Below are 18,611 nucleotides of genomic sequence, written 5' to 3' on the forward strand. Positions count from 1 at the left end.
CCGGCGATGACGCGTGGAACGCGGCGGAAAAGCCGGCAGGCCCCGCCCCGCATGGGGGCGGGATGGTGTCAGCTAACCCTGTCGCGGCAGTACTTCACCAGGCTCGCATCGAAGGTGCCCGGCCGCGCCATAACTTCGGTGCACTGTTCGCTCTTCTTCATGCCGTTCGTCTTCGAGGTGCTGCCACCCTGCGTCACGCCCGGCGTGCCGCTGCCGGGGGTCTCGGTGCCGGGCGTTTCGGTGCCCGGGGTCTCGGTATCGGGGTTTTCGCCGCCGGGGGTCTCGGTGCCCGGGTTCTCTCCACCGGGGTTCTCTCCCCCGGGATTCTCGCCACCCGGATTCTCGCCGCCGGGAGTGCCGCCGCCGGGGGTTCCACCGCCGGGAGTGCCACCACCCGGAGTGCCACCGCCGGGAGTGCCGTTATCTCCGCCATGCGACCCACCGCCATCGCCGCCGGAACCATTGCCGCCGCCGCCATGCGACCCGCCGCCATCGGAGCCGCCGCCATTGCCGCCGCCGCCATTGCCGCCGCCGCCATTGGACCCGCCGCCATTGGACCCGCCGCCATCGGAGCCGCCGCCATTGCCGCCGCCGCCATTGGACCCGCCGCCATTGGACCCGCCGCCATTGGACCCGCCCCCACCCGAGCCGCCGCCTCCGGAGCCGCCTGTGGCGTGTGCCGGAACGGCCGCGAGCAAGCAAGCGGTAATGATGCTGACGCCGATGAACCGGGCGTCAAGCCTGAATTTATTCTTGCGTATAATCTGCACGTTCTGTCCGTTCGAAAAGGTATAAAGCAGGACATCTGCTGTATCGACCGGGGCAGTAACGTATTGAGTGTTTTATTGGTTTCATTATATGTGGAAAATATTATTAATACAAAATATATCTAGAAATTAGTCTCGCTGCGGGAACTTATAGCGCAAACTTGACGCGGTAATGCGTCACCTAAACGGGTAGTTGAGTGGTGTATTGCTTACGGAAGAGGCGCGGGTGGGGTATTTGCCTACGCTGGCCCGTCGCCGAACAGGCGCAGGGCGCGGGCGGCGGCGGCTTCGCCGGAGGCCCAGGCGCCGCCGAGCGTGCCCCAGCCGCTGGTCGGGACATAGTCGCCGGCAAGGAACAGCCGGTTCTGCACCGTATCGGCGAACACGCGCCGCTGTGCCCCCTGGCCGGGAAGGGCGACACTCAGGGCGCCGCGAATGAGCGGGTCCTTGCCCCAGCTTGAACAGACGACCTCGCGGATCTCGCCATCCGCGCCGGGAAAAGCCGCGCCCAGCCATTGGCGTGCGAGCGCCAGAGCCGCTTCCGCGCCCTTCTCGGCGATGGCGCGGGCCGGCGCGTCGCCGAAGGTGACGATATGCAGGTCGCTGCCGTTGATCCGACCGCGCAGCAAGGCGGGCGGCGCCGCGTCCGCCCTGGCAAGCACGGCCTCGTTCGGCTCCAGGGCGAGCGGATTGCCGGGGAGCAGGAACGCCACCTGTTCCAGCGCGCCCGAAGGGATCGCCCGCAACGCATTGAGCAGGCGCGGCGGCAGGACGGGGTTGAACCGGATCGTCCCCGCCAGCAGCACCGGTGCGGGAATGGCGATTACGATGGCGCGGGCGCGGATCGGCGTGCGCTGGCCGCGCACCGTCACGGTGTGGAAGCGCCCGGCATTGGTGACCAGCGTGACCGGCGCCTCCTTCTGCACGTTCAGCCAGGCGCCCAGGCCCTCCATCAGCGCCCCGATTCCAACGGGGCTGGTGGTGTCGTCGGGCGGGGCGTCGCGGCGCGACAGGTCGAGCGACGACAGCGCCGCGAGCGGCCGCCCGCAGCCGAGCGGTCCGAGAAGCTGCGTCACCGTGGGCGCCCACTGGGCCGTTGCGCGTGCGGCGGCCGGGTCCGGCGTCGCCGCCTGCAGCGCCAGCGAGGCCGCGACATCCTTGCCGGTGTCGGCCATCGCCCGGATGTCCCGCTGCGCGGTGCCGAGCGCCAAGGTGAAGGCGTCATAGGCGCTCTCGCGCACCTCGCGGCCATTGGCGAAAAGCCGCCGCCCGGAGGGGAGGGCGACGAGGTTCTGGCCGGCCGCCTGCGCGCTCGCGGCCAGCGTGCCCTCGCTGCGCGCGAAACCGCCCGCGCCGAGATCGACGTTCAGGCCGAAGGCGGCGTCGGTCCGCGCGCGGCCGCCCAGCTTCGCCCCGGCCTCGATCAGTACATAGGAGCGCTTGGCCTCCGCCACCCGGCGGGCCGCCGCAATGCCGGCGGCGCCGCCACCGATGATGACGACGTCGACGCTGGTCGCGTCGCCGAGCGTGCCGGACTGGGCCAGCGCCGGCGCCGGCAGCAGCGCCGCGGAGGCGGCGGCGAGGAAATGGCGGCGATTCAGCGTGCCGGGAAGGCGCGGTCGTGTCATGCAGCAAGGACTCAAGCGAGGATGAAGGCCACGCTAGCATGCCCGGCCGGCGGGGCGAAGGCGCGCCTGCCGCTCCCGGCTAAAGGCTTGCGGCGAATCATGTTTTGTTCACGCGAGAACGAATCGGGACTCGCGGGCGGATCGGGAAAATCAAGTCCCCGCGCCACGACGCCCCCGCGCGCTTGCCCCCGCCCCTGCAGGGCCACCTTGAGAGAAGCGGCAGGGCGCCTTACCTAGAGGGTCGCACAAGGGGGAGAACCGATGCTGCGGGATGCGATCACGGCTTTCGCCCAGACTTTTTCGCCGGCGTTCCGCCGGGTGCTGCTGCGTTCGATCGGCCTCGCCATCGGCCTGCTGATCGCGCTGGGGGTGGGGGCGCATTACGCGCTGACCTATTTCGTGACACTGGATCTGCGCTGGGCGGAGATCACCGTCGACATCCTCGCCGCCTTCGGCATCTTGATCGGGGCGATCTTCCTGGTCCCACCGGTCACCTCACTGGTCGCCGGCCTGTTTCTCGACGACGTCGCCGAACAGGTGGAGCGCAACGATTTTCCGCAGGAGCCGGTGGGGCAAGCCGTTCCCATCGGCCGCTCGCTGGTGCTGACCGCCAAGTTCTTCTTCGTCATGCTGGCGGTTAACCTGGTGGCGCTGCTTCTTCTTCTGGTGCCGGGCGTGAACTTGTTCGTGTTCTACATCGCCAACGGCTATCTGCTCGGGCGCGAATATTTCCAGCTCGCCGCCATGCGCTACCGCAGCGAGGACGAGGTGGCGCTGATGCGACGGCACCACGGGGTGGCCACCTTCCTGGGCGGGCTGGTCATTGCGGTGGTGGTGTCGGTGCCGATCCTCAACCTCATCACCCCGGTCTTCGCCACCATCTTCATGGTGCGGATGCACAAGCGGCTGTCGCGCGCGGGATGAGCGTCAGGCCGGGGTCTTCTCCGGCCAGCGGCACAGATCGGCGATCAGGCAGCGCGGGCAGTCGGGCTTCACCGCCTTGCAGACATAGCGCCCGTGCAGGATCAGCCAGTGATGGGCGTGTAGCTTGAAGCGGTCCGGAATGGTTCGCTCCAGCCCCAGCTCCACCTCCAGCGGTGTCTTGCCCGGCGCCATGCCGGTGCGGTTGGCGACGCGGAAGAGATGAGTGTCGACAGCGATGGTGGGCAGGCCGAAGGCTATATTGAGCACGACATTCGCGGTCTTGCGGCCGACGCCGGGCAGCATCTCCAGCGCCGCGCGGTCGGGCGGCACCTCACCGCCATGTTCGCCGAGCAGGCGGCGGGAAAGCTCCACCACATTCTTCGCCTTGCCGCGATAGAGGCCCAGCGTGCGGATATGCTGCGCCACACCCTCCTCGCCGAGCGCTACCATCGCCTGCGGGGTCGGGGCGGCCTTGAAGAGCCCGCGCGTCGCCTTGTTGACGCCGACATCGGTCGCCTGCGCGGACAGCACCACCGCGACCAGCAGGGTGTAGGGGTCATGATATTCCAGCTCGCCTTCCGGCTCCGGGTTGGCGGCCTCGAAGCGGGCGAAGGCGGTCTCCACCTCGCCGGGCGTCCAGGGGCGGAAGGCGCCGCCGATCGCCGCCGCGGCTGCGTTCGCCACGGCGCGCCGGCGGGTGGGGCGGCTCGCGGCCTGCTCCTCCAGCACGGCGAGAGCGGGGGCGGGGCGGGTGGAAGCGCGGGGTTTGGAAGCGGGTGGCTTGGAAGCGGGGGGATTGGTCGACATTGCCGCCGCCTTGGTGCGCCGCGTCGAGCCACGCTTGGGCGGTCCTGCATCGACCGCCGGCCGCGCTCGGGGGTGCGCGTTACGACGCACCGAATCCTTGTCCTCATCTGCCATTTTCGACCTATAATGCCGGTCCATGAGCGCGGCCAGTACTCTCCCCCCGGAAGATGCCTTCGGCGCTGCCGAGCCGGCGCTTTTTTCCGCGCGCTACCAGCCCCATCGTTCGCTCGACCAGCGCGGCTTCATGGTCGTTATGTTCATCGTCGCCGGCATCAGCTTCGTCTGCGGCCTCGCCTTTTTGCTGATGGGGGCGTGGCCGGTATTCGGGCTGTTCGGGCTCGACGTGCTGGCGATCTGGTGGGCCTTGCGCCTTAATTTCCGCTCCGCCCGCGCCTGCGAGGAAATCACCGTGACGCCGAGCATCATCCGGCTGCGCCATGTGGCCGCCGACGGGACGGAATATCGCGAGGAACTGAACCCGCTCTGGACGCGGCTCACCCATGAATCCGTCGAGGATTACGGCATTCAGCGCCTGGCGCTGGAGATGCGCGGGCGGCCCTATGTGATCGGCAGTTTCCTGCACACGGCGCAGCGCGAGGAACTGGCGGAAAGCCTCGCGCGAGCGCTGGCCGAGGCCAAGCGGGGCGTGGTGCGCTCGGCCCTCTGACGCGTCCGTCGAAATCGGGTGGCCTCGTGCCGGGCGCCATGCTCGGATGAGCCCAGCCTCAGGAGAACGCCCGTGCTCGCGCCCAATCTCGACGCCGCCCACCCCCTGGAAATCGCCGCTGCCGATTATGAGATCGTGCGGCGTGCGGTGGAATATGTGAATCTGCGCTTCCGCGACCAGCCGGAGGTGGAGGAGATCGCCCGCGCCTCCGGCGTCCATCCACGCGCGCTGACCGATCTGTTCCGCCGCTGGTGCGGGCTGACCCCGAAGGACTTTCTCCAGGCGGTGACGATCGACGCCGCCCGCCGCGTTCTGTCGGAATCCGACAATGTGCTCGACGCCGCCTATGAGCTCGGCTTCTCCGGGCCCGGGCGGCTGCACGACCTGTTCGTGGTGCATGAATCCATGTCGCCCGGCGAATGGAAGACCGGCGGCGCGGGTCTCGTGGTGCGCTATGGCTTCCACGCCTCGCCCTTCGGCGCCGCGCTCGCCATGGTGACGCCGCGCGGCCTGTGCGGCCTCGCCTTTGCCGATGAGGGCGAGGAAGACGGCGCGCTTGCCGACATGCGCCGTCGCTGGCCGAACGCGCTCTATATCGAGGATCCGGTGGCAACCGCCCCCTATGCGGCACGCATCTTCGACCGCGGCAACTGGAGCCCGGAAGACCCGCTGCGCATCGTGTTCATCGGCACCGATTTCGAGGTGCAGGTGTGGGAGACGCTGATGCGCATCCCGCTCGGCAAGGCCACCACCTATTCCAGCATTGCCAGCTGCGTGGAGCGCCCCAAGGCGGCGCGCGCCATCGGTGCGGCGGTGGGCAAGAACCCGATGTCCTTCGTGGTGCCGTGCCACCGCGTGCTGGGCAAGAATGGCGATCTCACCGGCTATCACTGGGGACTGACCCGCAAGCGCGCCATTCTCGGCTGGGAGGCGGGCCAGCTCACCAAGGGATGAGGCGGCGTCCGTGGGAACGGCGCGCCCTAGGCCCTGCCGGCGACGGGCCGGGGCAGCTCGCGCAGCGGGAACAGCGCGTCATAGGCCCAGTTGAACGCGAAGGCGTAGACCAGGAAGAAGCCGGCCAGCGCCAAATCCATCAGCAGCGCCTCGACGAGGCCGATGCCGAGAAACCAGGCGACGAAGGGCACCAGCACCACCACCAGCCCGATCTCGAACAGCACGGCGTGCAGCACGCGCAGGCCAAGCGTCTTGCGAACCGAGCCGCGCAGCCGTGCCAGGGCGTGGTCGAAGCCGAGATTGAACAGATAGTTCCAGCCGGCGGCGATGAGCGCCGCGCCGGCGCCTACTGCCCCCATCTCCACCATCGGCACGCCGAACACCCACGCGCCGAGCGGCGTGATGATGGACAGCGCGATGATCTCGAAGCTGATGACGTGGCGAATGCGATCGGCGGTGCCGCGCATGACGGTTTTCCCCTTCATGTCGGGCCGTCCCGCTTGGGTTCCCGGATCGGGGGAAGCCGTCTTCACGCGTCTCATATGGGTCTGCTTGGATGTAAGGCAAGGCCGGCGCTGCCACGAGGCGCGCCGGCGGCACGTGTTTGGACGGAAGGATCAGCCGGCCGGATCAGCCCGCCAGATCAACCCGCCAGGTCGACCACGCTCTCCACTGTCGTGTCCGCCTTCAGCCGGTAGATCACCGGCGCGCCGGTGGCGAGTTCGCGCTTCATGATGGTCTCGGGTGTGTGCTTCTCCAGCACCATGATGAGCGCCCGCAGCGAATTGCCGTGCGCGGCGACCAGCACCCGGTTGCCTTGCATCACCTTGGGCAGGATCTCGGTGACGTAATAGGGCAGGGCGCGGGCGACCGTGTCCTTCAGGCTCTCGCCGCCGGGCGGGGGCACATCATAGGAGCGGCGCCAGACATGCACCTGCTCCTCGCCCCATTTGGCGCGGGCGTCGTCCTTGTTGAGGCCGGAGAGGTCGCCATAGTCGCGCTCGTTCAGGGCGAGGTCGCGGATCACCGGAAGATCGGTCTGGCCAAGCTCGGCCATCGCGAGGTCCAGCGTCTTCTGCGCCCGCGAGAGCTGCGAGGTGAAGGCGAGGTCGAACTGGTAGCCCTCCGCCTTCAGCCGCGCGCCGGCCTTGGCCGCCTCCTCGACGCCCAGCGCCGTGAGGTCCGGGTCGCGCCAGCCGGTGAAGAGGTTCTTCAGGTTCCACTCGCTCTGGCCGTGGCGGACGAGGACGAGAAGGCGTTCGGACATCGGGCGTGCTCCGTGCGATCAGAAATCGGTGAGGCCGAGAACGTCGGTCATGGAATAGAGGTCGGGCTTGCGGCCGCGCGCCCAGCGCGCGGCGGCGAGGGCGCCACGGGCGAAGATGCCACGGTCCTCGGCCTTGTGGGCGAGTTCGATGCGCTCGCCGGCGCCGGCGAAGATCACATTGTGCTCGCCCACCACCGTGCCGCCGCGCAGCGTGGCGAAGCCGATGTCGCCGGGCCGGCGCGGGCCGGTGGTGCCGTGGCGGGTGAAGACGCCGTTCTCCTCAAGGCTCACCCCGCGCCCCTGTGCCGCCGCTTCGCCGAGCATCAGCGCGGTGCCGGAGGGCGCGTCGATCTTGCGGTTGTGGTGCATCTCGACAACCTCGATGTCGAAGCCCTCGTCAAGCGTGCGCGCCACGCGGCGCACCAGGGCGGAGAGCAGGTTCACGCCGAGGCTCATATTGCCGGAGCGGACGATGGCGGCATGGCGGGCGGCGGCGGCGATCCGCGCCTCGTCCTCGGGCGAGAAGCCGGTGGTGCCGATGACGTGAACGATGCGCGCCTGCGCCGCGAAGGCGGCATAGGCGACGCTGGCGGCGGGCGTGGTGAAGTCGATCACCCCGTCGGCGGCGGCGAACAGGGTGAGCGGGTCGTCCGAGACCTTGAGGCCGAGGGGGGGCAGCCCGGCGAGCTCGCCGGCGTCGCGCCCGAGAGCCTCGCTGCCGGGCTGGTCCACGGCCCCGACAAGCAGGAGGTCGGGCGCCTCGCAAATGGTGCGCATCAGCACGCGGCCCATCCGGCCTGATGCTCCGACGACGACGAGCCGCATCTGCGTCATGTGAACGCCAACTCCCTGTTCCGACGCGCGGTATAGCGACGTTCACCTGCCGCGAAAAGTACGCTATCGTCGTACATTCTTCGCGTCGACCTGTCGCCCGGCTTGACGCGCCTGCGGGGCCCCTGTACAGCTCGCGCAACTTTACGAAGGAGCGGCGCCGCCATGCGCAACAATATTACCCTTATCGTAGGACGGCGCGTCGCCGCGGAGTTGGCCTGAAGGCTGCTCCGCCCAACGGTGACGCGCGGAAATGGCCCCTGACGGGGCCTTTTGATTTTCTGGCCCTCCTTTCGATCCATCCGCAACGACGCAAGAGACGACGAGCGTAGAAGGAAAAAGACCATGATGCGCGAGATGACCGGCGCCGAAATGGTGATGCAGGCCCTGATCGATCAGGGCGTCGAGCACATGTTCGGCTATCCCGGCGGCGCGGTGCTGCCGATCTATGACGCCATGTTCCACCAGAACCAGGTGAAGCACATTCTCGTGCGGCACGAGCAGGGCGCGGTGCACATGGCGGAGGGCTATGCCCGCTCCTCCGGCAAGGTCGGCGTGGTGCTGGTCACCTCCGGCCCCGGCGCCACCAATGCGGTGACCGGCCTGACCGACGCGCTGCTGGATTCCATCCCGCTGGTCTGCATCACCGGCCAGGTGCCGACCCATCTCATCGGCTCGGACGCCTTCCAGGAGTGCGACACGGTCGGCATCACCCGGCCCTGCACCAAGCACAACTACCTCGTCCGCGACATCAACGACCTCGCCCGCGTCATGCACGAGGCGTTCTATGTCGCGCAGAACGGGCGCCCGGGTCCTGTCGTCGTCGACATCCCGAAGGACGTGCAGTTCGCCAAGGGCATGTATGTCGGGCCGGAGAACATCCAGCACCGCACCTACCAGCCGCGGCTGAAGGGCGACCCGGAGAAGATCAAGGCGGCGGTGGAGATGCTGGCCAAGGCCAAGCGGCCGGTGCTGTACACCGGCGGCGGCGTCATCAATTCCGGCCCCGAGGCGAGCCGCGTGCTGCGCGAGTTCGCCCGGCTGTCGGGCTATCCCGTCACCTCCACGCTGATGGGACTGGGCGCCTTTCCGGCCTCCGACAAGCAGTGGCTGGGCATGCTGGGCATGCACGGCACCTATGAAGCCAACATGGCGATGCATGATTGCGACGTCATGCTGTGCATCGGCGCGCGCTTCGACGACCGCATCACCGGCCGGCTCGACGCCTTCTCGCCGGACTCGAAAAAGATCCACATCGACATCGACCCGTCGTCGATCAACAAGAACGTCAAGGTCGACCTGCCGATCATCGGCGATGTGAAGCACGTGCTGGAAGACATCCTCACCGTGTGGCGCGGCATGAAGGCCGAGCCGGACCGGCGGGCGATTGCCGGCTGGTGGGGCCAGATCGACAAGTGGCGCGCCCGCAAGTCGCTCGCCTTCAAGACCTCCGACCGCATCATCAAGCCGCAGCAGGCCGTCAAGGCGCTGTACGAGCAGGTGAAGGACAAGGACGTCTACATCACCACCGAGGTCGGCCAGCACCAGATGTGGGCGGCGCAGCACTTCCACTTCGAGCAGCCGAACCGCTGGATGACCTCCGGTGGCCTCGGCACCATGGGCTATGGCCTGCCGGCGGCGATCGGCGTGCAGGTGGCGCATCCCGACAGCCTCGTCATCGACATTGCCGGCGAGGCCTCGATCCAGATGTGCCTGCAGGAGATGTCGACCGCGCTGCAGTTCGACCTGCCGGTGAAGATCTTCGTGCTCAACAACGAGTATATGGGTATGGTGCGCCAGTGGCAGGACCTGCTGCATGGCGGGCGCTACTCGCATTCCTATTCGGAATCGCTGCCGGACTTCGTCAAGCTGGCGGAAGCCTATGGCGGCGTCGGCATTCGCTGTTCCAACCCGGCCGATCTCGACGGGGCGATCCACGAGATGCTCAGCGTGAACCGCCCGGTGCTGTTCGACTGCCTCGTCGACAAGACCGAAAACGTGCTGCCGATGATCCCCTCGGGCAAGCCGCACAACGAGATGATCATGCCCGATCATCCCGAGGCGCTGGACGATGCCATCGACGAGGAAGGCAAGATGCTGGTGTGACGGTACGTCCGTCCTAGCGACGTCATGGCCGGGCTTGGCCCGGCCATCCACCACTGCCCTGCCAAAGGCCGTGCCGTGCCAAAGGCGTTGCCGTGCCAGAGGCGTGGATCCCCGGCCAGCCCGGGGATGACGGCCCAAAACCCATCCTGCTGCTTCCAGCCCTTTCAGAGTGCCCCATGCCTCCCGTCAACGAGCCTGCCGAGCGCCACACCCTTTCCATGCTGGTCGACAACGAGCCGGGCGTTCTCGCCCGCATCGTCGGCCTGTTCTCCGGGCGCGGCTACAATATTGACAGCCTGACCGTCTCCGAGGTCAGCCACGCCTCGCACCTCTCGCGCATCACCGTGGTGACCACCGGCGCACCGCCGATCATCGAGCAGATCAAGAGCCAGCTCGACCGGCTGGTGCCGGTGCACCGGGTCGTGGATCTCACCGTCGCCGGCAAATCGGTGGAGCGCGAGCTGGCGCTGATCAAGGTGCGCGGCAAGGGCGAGATCCGGCAGGAGGCGCTGCTGATCGCCGACAGTTTCCGCGCCCGCACGGTCGACACCACGCTGGAGAGCTTCGTGTTCGAGATCACCGGCAAGCCGGAGAAGATCGACCAGTTCGTCTCGCTGCTGGAGCCGCTCGGCCTCGTCGAGGTCTCCCGCACCGGCGTCGCCGCCATTGGGCGCGGCCCGGAAGGCATGTGAGCCTCAGCCGGCGAAGCCGCCGGCCTTGAGGAAGGCGTGTTCCTCCTGCGAGGTCTCGCGCCCCAGTACCGGGTTTCGGTGCGGGAAGCGGCCGAAATCGCGGATGATGTCGTGGTGGACGACGGCGTGGTGCACACCCTCGTCGTCATCCGCCGCTTCGCACAGCGCGATGCAGCGCTGCTGGTCGGCCAGATTCTCGGAATGCATGAACGGCACGTAGAAGCAGCGCCGCTCGGGCAGGGCGAAGCCGCTGTCGAAGCCGTGCGCGATGGCGGCATCCGCCACGTCGCGGGCGGCGGCATCGGTGGCGAAGGCCTGCTGCGAGCCACGGAACAGGTTGCGCGGGAACTGGTCGAGCAGCAGGATCAGCGCATAGCAGCCCTCGGCCGTCTCTTGCCACGCCCGCAATTCTCCAGCGGCGGCGGCCTCATAGGCGCCGAGGAAGCGGCTGCGGATGGCCGCGTCGAAGGCATCTTCTTTTGCGAACCAGCGTTCCGGCCCGGCCTCGCGCCAGAAGGCGACGATCTCGGCGGCAGTGGGGTGGCTCATCGCGGGTCTCCCTTTTGCAGTCGGTTGCCTCGACATAAAGGCGCCGTGGCGAAAGTCGAGCCCCGGCGCTGGTGCTGCGATGCACAACGGCTCTGGCCCCCGGGGCAAAGCCATGTGAAGATGCCGCTTTCGCGGGGTGCTTCGCGGCGCCGCGCGTCGCTGTCACGCCGGAGCGACGGAGACGCGACATCGTGAGCGAGCGTGCAGGCGTGGCGCCGGCGGCCGGCACAGGCAAGCCGCTCTGGCTGCTGGCGGCGCCGTTCATCTTCCTGCTGCTGTGGTCGGGCGGCTTCGCGGTGGCGAAGGTCGGCATCCTCTATACCGGGCCCTTCACCCTGCTCGCTTGGCGCTATGGCTTCGTGCTGGCGGTGCTGGTGCCGCTGCTGGCGTGGTATCGCCCGCCGCTGCCGCGCCGCCCGCGGGTCTATCTCGACCTTGCCGTGGTCGGCTTCTTCATTCAGGTGCTGTATTTCAACCTGAGCTATTTCGCCTTCCGGTTCGGCATATCGGCGGGCGCGCTGGCGATCATCGTCTCCATGCAGCCGATCGTCGTCGGGCTGGTGGCGCCGCTCTTCACCGGCGAGCGGGTCGGGGTGCTGCGCTGGGTCGGCCTGCTGCTCGGCCTCGCCGGCGCGGCACTGGTGATCACCTCGCGCTCGGCTATCGAGGTGACCTCGCCGGGGGTGGTGCTGCTCGGCGTCGGTGCGCTGCTGGCGATGTGCGCCGGCGCACTCTACGAGAAGCGCTTCGGCACGCCGCAGCACCCTCTGGTGTCAAACACGGTGCAATGCGCCGTCGGCTTTGCCTGCACGCTGCCGCTGGCGCTGCTGCTGGAGGACGGCCATGTCGACTGGTCGCTGCCCTTCATAGCGGTGCTGGCCTATCTCGTGGTCGGCAACTCGCTGATCGCCATTTCGCTCTATCTCGCCATGATCCGCGCCGGCGAGGTGGCGAAGGTCTCGGCGCTGTTCTTCCTCGTGCCGCCCTGCACGGCGCTGATCGCCTGGGGGCTGATCGGCGAGGCGATGCCGATCATCGCCTGGGCCGGCATGGCGCTGGCGGCCGGCGGGGTGGCGCTCGCCTCGCTCCAGCGCTTTCCGTGGAAATACCGCTTCCGGCGCGCGCTCCGCTGACAGCGCTTGCGCGCGGCGGGGCGCTCCTGTAGACGGAACCGTAACGTACGGTACGGACGCTTTCCACCCATGGCCATGCCCGCGGACACGCAGGACGAGACGCTCACGGAACGCCAGCAGGCGGTTCTGGATGCCGTGCTCGCGCTGATGGTGGAGCAGGGCGGCGAGCTGACCATGAATGCGGTCGCGCGCCGCGCCAGCTGTTCCAAGGAGAGTCTCTACAAATGGTTCGGCGACCGTGACGGCCTGCTGACCGCCACGGTGCGCTGGCAGGCCTCCAAGGTGCGCGCCGGCAATTATGATCGGACGCGGCTCGACGCCATGGCCCTGCGCGACAGCCTGACCCGCTTCGCCGCCAACTGGCTCGGGGTGATCTCCAGCCCGACCTCGATCGCGCTGAACCGCTTCGCCGTCGCGCAGGCCGGGGCGGGTCCGCGCGGCGGGTCGCTCGGCGCGATCATGCTGGCGAATGGGCGCTTCGCCATTGGCGGCCGGCTGAAGCCGCTGCTCGACGCCGGGCGCGAGGCCGGGCTGATCGACTTCGACGACACCGAGACCGCCTTCCGCAGCTTCATCGGGCTGGTCGGCCGCGACGTGCAGATCCGGCTGCTGCTGGGCGACACGCTGGCGCTGACGCCGGCCGAGATCGCGCGCGACGCCGCCCGCGCGGCCGACCAGTTCTTCACCCTTTACGGCACGGCGAAAACCGCGCCGGACCGCCACACCGCCAACGCGTGACACAGGAGACACCCATGCGCGTTTATTACGACCGTGACGCCGACGTGAACCTCATCAAGGGCAAGAAGGTCGGCATCATCGGCTATGGCTCGCAGGGCCGCGCCCATGCGCTGAACCTCAAGGAATCCGGCGTCAAGGACATCGCCGTCGGCCTGAAGCCCGGCTCGGCGACCGCCAAGAAGGTCGAGGCCGACGGCCTCAAGGTGATGACCGTCGCCGAGGTCGCCAAATGGGCCGACCTGATGATGATGGCTACCCCGGACGAGCTTCAGGCCGACATCTACCGCGACGAGATCGCCCCCAATATCCGTGACGGCGCCGCCATCGCCTTCGCCCACGGCCTCAACGTCCATTTCGGCCTGATCGAGCCGAAGGCTTCGGTCGACGTGCTGATGGTCGCCCCCAAGGGCCCCGGCCACACCGTGCGCGGCGAATACCAGAAGGGCGGCGGCGTGCCGTGCCTCGTGGCCGTCCACCAGGACGCCTCGGGCAACGCGCTGGACCTCGGCCTGTCCTACGCCTGCGGCGTCGGCGGCGGCCGCTCGGGCATCATCGAGACCACCTTCAAGGAAGAGTGCGAGACCGACCTGTTCGGCGAGCAGGTGGTGCTCTGCGGCGGCCTCGTCGAGCTGATCCGCGCCGGCTTCGAGACGCTGGTGGAAGCCGGCTACGCCCCGGAAATGGCCTATTTCGAGTGCCTGCACGAGGTGAAGCTGATCGTCGACCTCATCTATGAGGGCGGCATCGCCAACATGAACTACTCGATCTCCAACACCGCCGAATGGGGCGAATACGTCTCCGGCCCGCGCATCATCACCGCCGAGACCAAGGCCGAGATGAAGCGCGTCCTCACCGACATCCAGACCGGCAAGTTCACCTCCGACTGGATGCAGGAATACCGCGCCGGCGCCTCGCGCTTCAAGGGTATCCGCCGCATCAACGACAGCCACCAGATCGAGGAAGTCGGCGCCAAGCTGCGCGGCATGATGCCATGGATCGCCAAGAACCAGCTGGTCGACAAGGCGAAGAACTGAGGTCAAGCGGGAAACCGCTTTCCACAGGTCCTCCACAGCTAAGCGGAGGGGTTATCCACAATTCGCCGACACCCATTTCGGGCCTCCGCTATCTTGCCGTCAACGGTTTGCGGAGGCCCTATGGGCGAGACGGACGACTTCGAGTGGGACGATGAAAAGGACGCGGCGAACCGTGCCAAGCATGGTTTGCCGCTGCCACTTGCGGTACGCCTGTTCGATGGACGAGCGCGCCTTGACAGCCCTTCGCGCGGCGAGCGCGGAGAACCGCGTTTCGAGACCATCGCCGCTTATGGCGAGGATGTGCTACTCTGCGCGTGGACATGGCGGAACCGGCGTCGGCGCGCCATATCCTTCCGATACGCGAACGAGGTGGAGCGCCGTGCCTACCAAGAAGCAATTGGAAGAAGCTGATCGGTTGGCCAAGACGGTCGACTGGGAGAAGTTTCGTGCCATGTCGGACGCGGACATCCGTGCGCATTGGGCGTGGGACAAGGACATGATCTGGCCCACCGAGGCCGAGCTCGCCGAATTCGATCTGGTGCTTCCCGCCAAGGCGCGGCGGGAGAGGGCGGCGGCGGAGAAGGCCCGGTCCGAGGAGATGGCCGGCGGCAGGCCGCCGAAGGAAGCGGCGGAATAGGCGTCTGCGCATCGGACATGAAGCAAAGGGCGGCCTCCGGGCCGCCTTTGCTTTTTCCGACACTGCCTTGTGTTCTTGCCGTGACCAAGGCTCCCCCTCAGTAGCCCAGCGCCTTCATCGCGGCCGCGCTGGGGGCCAGCAGCAGCAACGCCCACAGCATGGCGGAGGTGACGTTCGCGATCTGGAACAGCAAGGGCGGCATGGCGAACATGCCGGCGATGAGCGGGACGATGGCGCGCAGCGGCCCGGAGAAGCGGCCGAAGAACACGCCCCAGACGCCGAAGCGCAGGAAGAAGCGCTCGCCGCGCGCCAGCAGGCCGGGGAAATTGCGCAATGGCCAGGCGCGGGGCGCCCGGTCCTTGAAATGGTGGCCGATCCAGTAGGACACGGCATCGCCCAGAGCCGCGCCGATCGCCGCCGCCGCCCAGACCGGCAGGAACGGCGCTCCGCCCGCCGCGATCAGCGCGCCGAAGCCTACCAGTATGAAGGTGGCGGGGACGAACAGCGACACCACCACCAGCGATTCGCCGAAGGCGAGGATGAAGGCGATCCACGGCGCCCAATGCGCGTGGGCCTCGACGAAATCCAGCACCTGCCGGGCGTAGCCTTCCAGCCCCATCAGCGTGCGCCCGTCACAGCCGGTCGCGCAGGGCGTAATAGCTCATGCCGGCCACCAGCAGCGGCCAGCGCATCAGCGGGCCGCCGGGGAAGGCGGGCACCGGCAGGCGCGACAGCAGGTCGAACGCGCCGAGCTGCCCGCGCACCGCGTCTCCCAGCAGCTTGCCGAAATACGGCGCCAGCATCACCCCCTGCCCGGAATAGCCGGCGGCGGTGAGCACGCGGGGCGAGAGCTTACGCACGAAGGGCAGGCGGGTCATGGTGATGCCGAGAACGCCGCCCCAGCCATAATCGATGCCGACATCCGCCAGTTGCGGGAAGATCTTCAGCATGTAGGGGCGGACGAACTCCCCGGGGTTCGGCCGCAGCCCGCGCCGGTAGCTCTCGCCGCCGCCGAACAGCAGGCGGCCATCGCCGGACAGCCGGTAATAATTGACGACGAAACGGGTATCGGCCACTGCCGCGCCGTTGGAGATGATCTCCCGCGCCCGTTCCCCCAGCGGCGCCGTGGCGGCGATGTAATTGCAGATCGGCATGACATGGGTGTCGACGCGCCGGTCCAGCCCGTCCTGCAGCCCGTCGCCGCATTCCAGCACCCAGTCCGCCTCCACCGATCCGGCGGCGGTGATGACGCGCACCTTGGCGCCCTCCTCGATGCGCAGCGCCTGCGACTGCTCATGGAGCCGGGCGCCGGCCCGCCGCGCCGCATCGGCGAGCCCCAGCGCGAGGTTGAGCGGGTGCAGATGCCCGCCGCCATGGTCGATCATGCCGCCATGATAGACGTCCGAACCCACCATCTCCCGCAACTCCTCGCGGCTCAGCGGCGCGGCGTCGGGGTAGTCATAGACGTCGTTGAGCTTGCGGGCATAGGCGTGGCTGTGGGCGACATAGCCGGGCTTGTGGTCGGCCTCGATGAGACCGGGGCGCAGGTCGCACTCGATGGCGTGGCGCTTGATGAGATCGTGCAGCAGCGCCTTGGCGTCTTCGGCCAGCCGCCACAGGGACTTGGCGTCGTCGAGCCCGACACGCGCCTCCAGCCAGTCCTGGTCGCGGCGCTGGCCGCTGTGGATCTGCCCGCCATTGCGGCCCGAGGCGCCGGAACCGACGCGCGCCGCCTCCAGCAGCACCACGTCCAGCCCGGCTTCCGCCATGTGCAAAGCCGCCGACAGCCCGGTATAGCCGCCGCCGATGACGCAGACATCCGCCCGCGTGCCGCCCTGCAGCGGAGGGAGCGGGGAGAAGCGGTTCGCCGTTGCGGCGTACCAGCTCTTGGGGTGGTCGGTGTCAGGCGCCATGCTTACTCAACTCCAGCCGCCGCTTCAGCGCCGCGCGAATAGCCGTTCGATATCGGCCAGCGCCAGCGTCACGAATGTCGGCCGGCCATGATTGCACTGGGCGGCGTTCGGCGTCTCTTCCATCTCGCGCAGCAGGGCGTTCATTTCCTCTACCCGCAGCCGGCGGCCGGCGCGCACCGAGCCATGGCAGGCCATGGTGGCGGCGATGTGCAGCAGGCGACGCTCCAGCGGCAGCGAGTCGTCCCATTCCGCCGCGTGCTCGACAAGTTCGCGCACCAGCGCGGTGATGTTCGCATCGCCCAGCAGGGCCGGCGCCTCGCGCACCAGCAGCGCGCCGGGGCCGAAGGGCTCGATGACCAGGCCGAGCTTTTCCAATGCGCCGGCGCGCTCGGTGAGCCGCGCCGCCTCGGAGGGGTCGAGCTCGACCACCAGCGGCACCAGCAGCATCTGGCGGGCGAGGCCGTCGCGCTCCATCGCCGCCTTCAGCTTCTCGTAGACGATGCGCTCATGCGCGGCGTGCTGGTCGATAACCACCACGCCGTCGCGGGTCTGGGCGATGATGTAGGTCTCGTGCAATTGCGCGCGGGCGGCGCCGAGCGGGCGCTCCATCGCCTCCGGCGCGGCGGCGGCGCCATGGGCGCGGGCGTCGGCCGAAGGGGCGAGGGCGAGGCCGAGACCTCCCGCCAAGCCGAGACCTCCCGCGAAGCCTCGACCGGCACCACGGTCGTCGCCGCCCGGCATGTCGAAATCGAAGCCCGCCGGCGCCTCACGAAAGCCGCCGCCGGGCGCGAGGGGCTCGGCGGCACCTTCCGGCGCGGCCCAGGAGCGGGTCCAGTCGTGGCTTCCCGGCCGCGCCTCCGGCCGGTATTCGGTGAAGCCGTCGCGCCGGGCGAACTGGGCGAGGCGGTCCGCCGCCGTGGAGGTGGTGCGCGGCACGCCGGAGGCCAGCGCGTCGGTCAGCGTGCGCACGATCAGCGCCCGGATATTGCCGGCGTCGCGAAACCGCACCTCGGTCTTGGCGGGGTGGACGTTCACGTCCACTTCGCGCGGGTCGAGGTCGAGGAACAGCGCCGTCACCGGGTGACGGTCGGAGGGCAGCAGGTCCGAATAGGCGGCGCGGATGGCGCCGATCAGCACCTTGTCGCGCACCGGGCGGCCATTGACGAAGAGGTATTGCGACAGCGAATTGGCCTTGGAATAGGTCGGCAGGCCGGCAAGGCCCGACAGCCGCGCGCCCTCGCGCAGCCCTTCCACATCCAGCGCGTTGCCGCCCGCCTCCTGGCCCAGCACATCGGCGATGCGGGCGCGGCGGCCGGCGGCATCGAGGGAGCGTGCCGGCCAGGTGATGGGCGCGCGCTCATCCGTGACGACGGTGAAGCCGACATCCGGGCGGGCGAGCGCGAGGCGCTTCACCGCGTCCACCGCCGCCGCCGTTTCGGCGCGCTCGGATTTGAGGAATTTCAGCCGCGCCGGGGTGGCGAAGAACAGGTCGCGCACTTCCACCCGCGTGCCGAAGCCGAGCGCGGCCGGGCGCACCGGCGTTTTCGCTCCGCCCTCGACGCGGATTTCGAACGCGCTCTCGGCCTGTCGCGGCCGGCTGGTGATGGCAAGCCGCGCCACCGAACCGATAGAGGGCAGTGCCTCGCCGCGAAAACCCAGCGTGTGAATGGCGAGCAGATCCTCGCCGTCGAGCTTGGAGGTGGCGTGGCGCTCCACGGCGAGGGCGAGGTCTTCCGCGCTCATGCCGCAGCCATCATCGGTGACACGCATCAGCCGGCGGCCGCCGCCGTCGAGGACGATTTCCACCCGCGTGGCGCCGGCGTCGAGCGCGTTCTCGACGATCTCCTTCAGCGCCGCCGCCGGGCGTTCCACCACCTCGCCGGCCGCGATGCGGTCGACCAGCGTGGAGGGCAATAGGCGTAGCGGCATGGCAGGGTCCGATTCGGCGGGCGCGAGGCCCGACT

General features: G+C 68.6%; 20 protein-coding genes. 10 read left to right on the plus strand and 10 right to left on the minus strand.

The features are described from left to right. Window positions 1-68: 68 nt before the first annotated feature. Entirely contained in the window at window positions 69-698 is a 630-nt protein-coding gene (locus ACQY76_RS11180) for a hypothetical protein (protein ID WP_428028816.1), read from the minus strand. 308 nt (window positions 699-1,006) lie between these two features. Further along, a complete protein-coding gene (locus ACQY76_RS11185; RefSeq protein ID WP_428028817.1) occupies window positions 1,007-2,395 on the minus strand; it encodes a flavin monoamine oxidase family protein in 1,389 nt (462 codons plus the stop codon). Window positions 2,396-2,656: 261 nt separating this feature from the next. On the opposite strand from ACQY76_RS11185, the gene ACQY76_RS11190 reads away from it, so the two are divergent. Then, complete coding sequence (locus ACQY76_RS11190) at window positions 2,657-3,319, plus strand: sulfate transporter family protein (protein WP_428028818.1); 663 nt, start codon at window positions 2,657-2,659, stop codon at window positions 3,317-3,319. 3 nt (window positions 3,320-3,322) lie between these two features. Here ACQY76_RS11190 and nth read toward each other — a convergent pair whose 3' ends face one another. Then, window positions 3,323-4,048, minus strand: a complete 726-nt coding sequence (gene nth / locus ACQY76_RS11195; RefSeq protein WP_428032990.1) for an endonuclease III — start codon at window positions 4,046-4,048, stop codon at window positions 3,323-3,325. A gap of 214 nt (window positions 4,049-4,262) precedes the next feature. On the opposite strand from nth, the gene ACQY76_RS11200 reads away from it, so the two are divergent. Continuing rightward, window positions 4,263-4,793, plus strand: a complete 531-nt coding sequence (locus ACQY76_RS11200; RefSeq protein WP_428028819.1) for a DUF2244 domain-containing protein — start codon at window positions 4,263-4,265, stop codon at window positions 4,791-4,793. 72 nt (window positions 4,794-4,865) lie between these two features. Then, on the plus strand, window positions 4,866-5,747 hold the full coding sequence (locus ACQY76_RS11205; RefSeq protein WP_428028820.1) for a methylated-DNA--[protein]-cysteine S-methyltransferase: 882 nt from the start codon (window positions 4,866-4,868) through the stop codon (window positions 5,745-5,747). A 26-nt stretch (window positions 5,748-5,773) separates the two neighbouring features. Here the strand turns inward: ACQY76_RS11205 and ACQY76_RS11210 are convergent, their stop codons facing one another. The 3 genes from ACQY76_RS11210 to dapB form a co-directional block, all read right to left on the minus strand. After that, complete coding sequence (locus ACQY76_RS11210) at window positions 5,774-6,214, minus strand: PACE efflux transporter (protein WP_428032991.1); 441 nt, start codon at window positions 6,212-6,214, stop codon at window positions 5,774-5,776. Window positions 6,215-6,390: 176 nt separating this feature from the next. Then, window positions 6,391-7,014 (minus strand): 2,3-bisphosphoglycerate-dependent phosphoglycerate mutase, encoded by a 624-nt coding sequence (locus ACQY76_RS11215; protein ID WP_428028821.1) that lies wholly within the window; start codon window positions 7,012-7,014, stop codon window positions 6,391-6,393. Window positions 7,015-7,032: 18 nt separating this feature from the next. Further along, complete coding sequence (dapB, locus tag ACQY76_RS11220; RefSeq protein ID WP_428032992.1) at window positions 7,033-7,839, minus strand: 4-hydroxy-tetrahydrodipicolinate reductase; 807 nt, start codon at window positions 7,837-7,839, stop codon at window positions 7,033-7,035. Between the two features lie 351 nt (window positions 7,840-8,190). Here dapB and ACQY76_RS11225 point away from each other — a divergent pair, with 351 nt between their 5' ends. Together ACQY76_RS11225 and ilvN are read left to right on the plus strand one after the other, a co-directional pair. Then, entirely contained in the window at window positions 8,191-9,951 is a 1,761-nt protein-coding gene (locus ACQY76_RS11225) for an acetolactate synthase 3 large subunit (RefSeq protein WP_428028822.1), read from the plus strand. Between the two features lie 176 nt (window positions 9,952-10,127). Then, on the plus strand, window positions 10,128-10,643 hold the full coding sequence (gene ilvN / locus ACQY76_RS11230) for an acetolactate synthase small subunit (protein WP_428028823.1): 516 nt from the start codon (window positions 10,128-10,130) through the stop codon (window positions 10,641-10,643). A gap of 3 nt (window positions 10,644-10,646) precedes the next feature. Here ilvN and ACQY76_RS11235 read toward each other — a convergent pair whose 3' ends face one another. Then, window positions 10,647-11,192 (minus strand): DUF924 family protein, encoded by a 546-nt coding sequence (locus ACQY76_RS11235; RefSeq protein ID WP_428028824.1) that lies wholly within the window; start codon window positions 11,190-11,192, stop codon window positions 10,647-10,649. A gap of 191 nt (window positions 11,193-11,383) precedes the next feature. Here ACQY76_RS11235 and ACQY76_RS11240 point away from each other — a divergent pair, with 191 nt between their 5' ends. From ACQY76_RS11240 to ACQY76_RS11260, 5 genes are all read left to right on the plus strand, one after another. After that, entirely contained in the window at window positions 11,384-12,325 is a 942-nt protein-coding gene (locus ACQY76_RS11240) for a DMT family transporter (protein ID WP_428028825.1), read from the plus strand. 69 nt (window positions 12,326-12,394) lie between these two features. Beyond that, window positions 12,395-13,063: a TetR/AcrR family transcriptional regulator gene (locus tag ACQY76_RS11245; protein ID WP_428028826.1), complete on the plus strand. Its 669-nt coding sequence runs from the start codon at window positions 12,395-12,397 to the stop codon at window positions 13,061-13,063. A gap of 14 nt (window positions 13,064-13,077) precedes the next feature. After that, window positions 13,078-14,097: a ketol-acid reductoisomerase gene (gene ilvC, locus ACQY76_RS11250; protein ID WP_428028827.1), complete on the plus strand. Its 1,020-nt coding sequence runs from the start codon at window positions 13,078-13,080 to the stop codon at window positions 14,095-14,097. A gap of 120 nt (window positions 14,098-14,217) precedes the next feature. Beyond that, window positions 14,218-14,508: a BrnT family toxin gene (locus ACQY76_RS11255; protein WP_428028828.1), complete on the plus strand. Its 291-nt coding sequence runs from the start codon at window positions 14,218-14,220 to the stop codon at window positions 14,506-14,508. Window positions 14,509-14,512: 4 nt separating this feature from the next. After that, a complete protein-coding gene (locus ACQY76_RS11260) occupies window positions 14,513-14,734 on the plus strand; it encodes a hypothetical protein (RefSeq protein WP_428028829.1) in 222 nt (73 codons plus the stop codon). Window positions 14,735-14,831: 97 nt separating this feature from the next. Here ACQY76_RS11260 and ACQY76_RS11265 read toward each other — a convergent pair whose 3' ends face one another. The 3 genes from ACQY76_RS11265 to mutL are packed head-to-tail and all read right to left on the minus strand — an operon-like array spanning window position 14,832 to window position 18,576. Further along, window positions 14,832-15,353, minus strand: a complete 522-nt coding sequence (locus tag ACQY76_RS11265; RefSeq protein ID WP_428028830.1) for a DedA family protein — start codon at window positions 15,351-15,353, stop codon at window positions 14,832-14,834. Between the two features lie 13 nt (window positions 15,354-15,366). After that, window positions 15,367-16,647, minus strand: a complete 1,281-nt coding sequence (locus ACQY76_RS11270; protein WP_428028831.1) for an NAD(P)/FAD-dependent oxidoreductase — start codon at window positions 16,645-16,647, stop codon at window positions 15,367-15,369. Between the two features lie 24 nt (window positions 16,648-16,671). Then, window positions 16,672-18,576, minus strand: coding sequence for a DNA mismatch repair endonuclease MutL (gene mutL / locus ACQY76_RS11275; RefSeq protein WP_428028832.1), 1,905 nt, complete (start codon window positions 18,574-18,576; stop codon window positions 16,672-16,674). Between the last annotated feature and the right edge of the window lie 35 nt (window positions 18,577-18,611).

It is taken from the genome of Ancylobacter sp. (assembly GCF_965279025.1).
Lineage (GTDB): Bacteria > Pseudomonadota > Alphaproteobacteria > Rhizobiales > Xanthobacteraceae > Ancylobacter.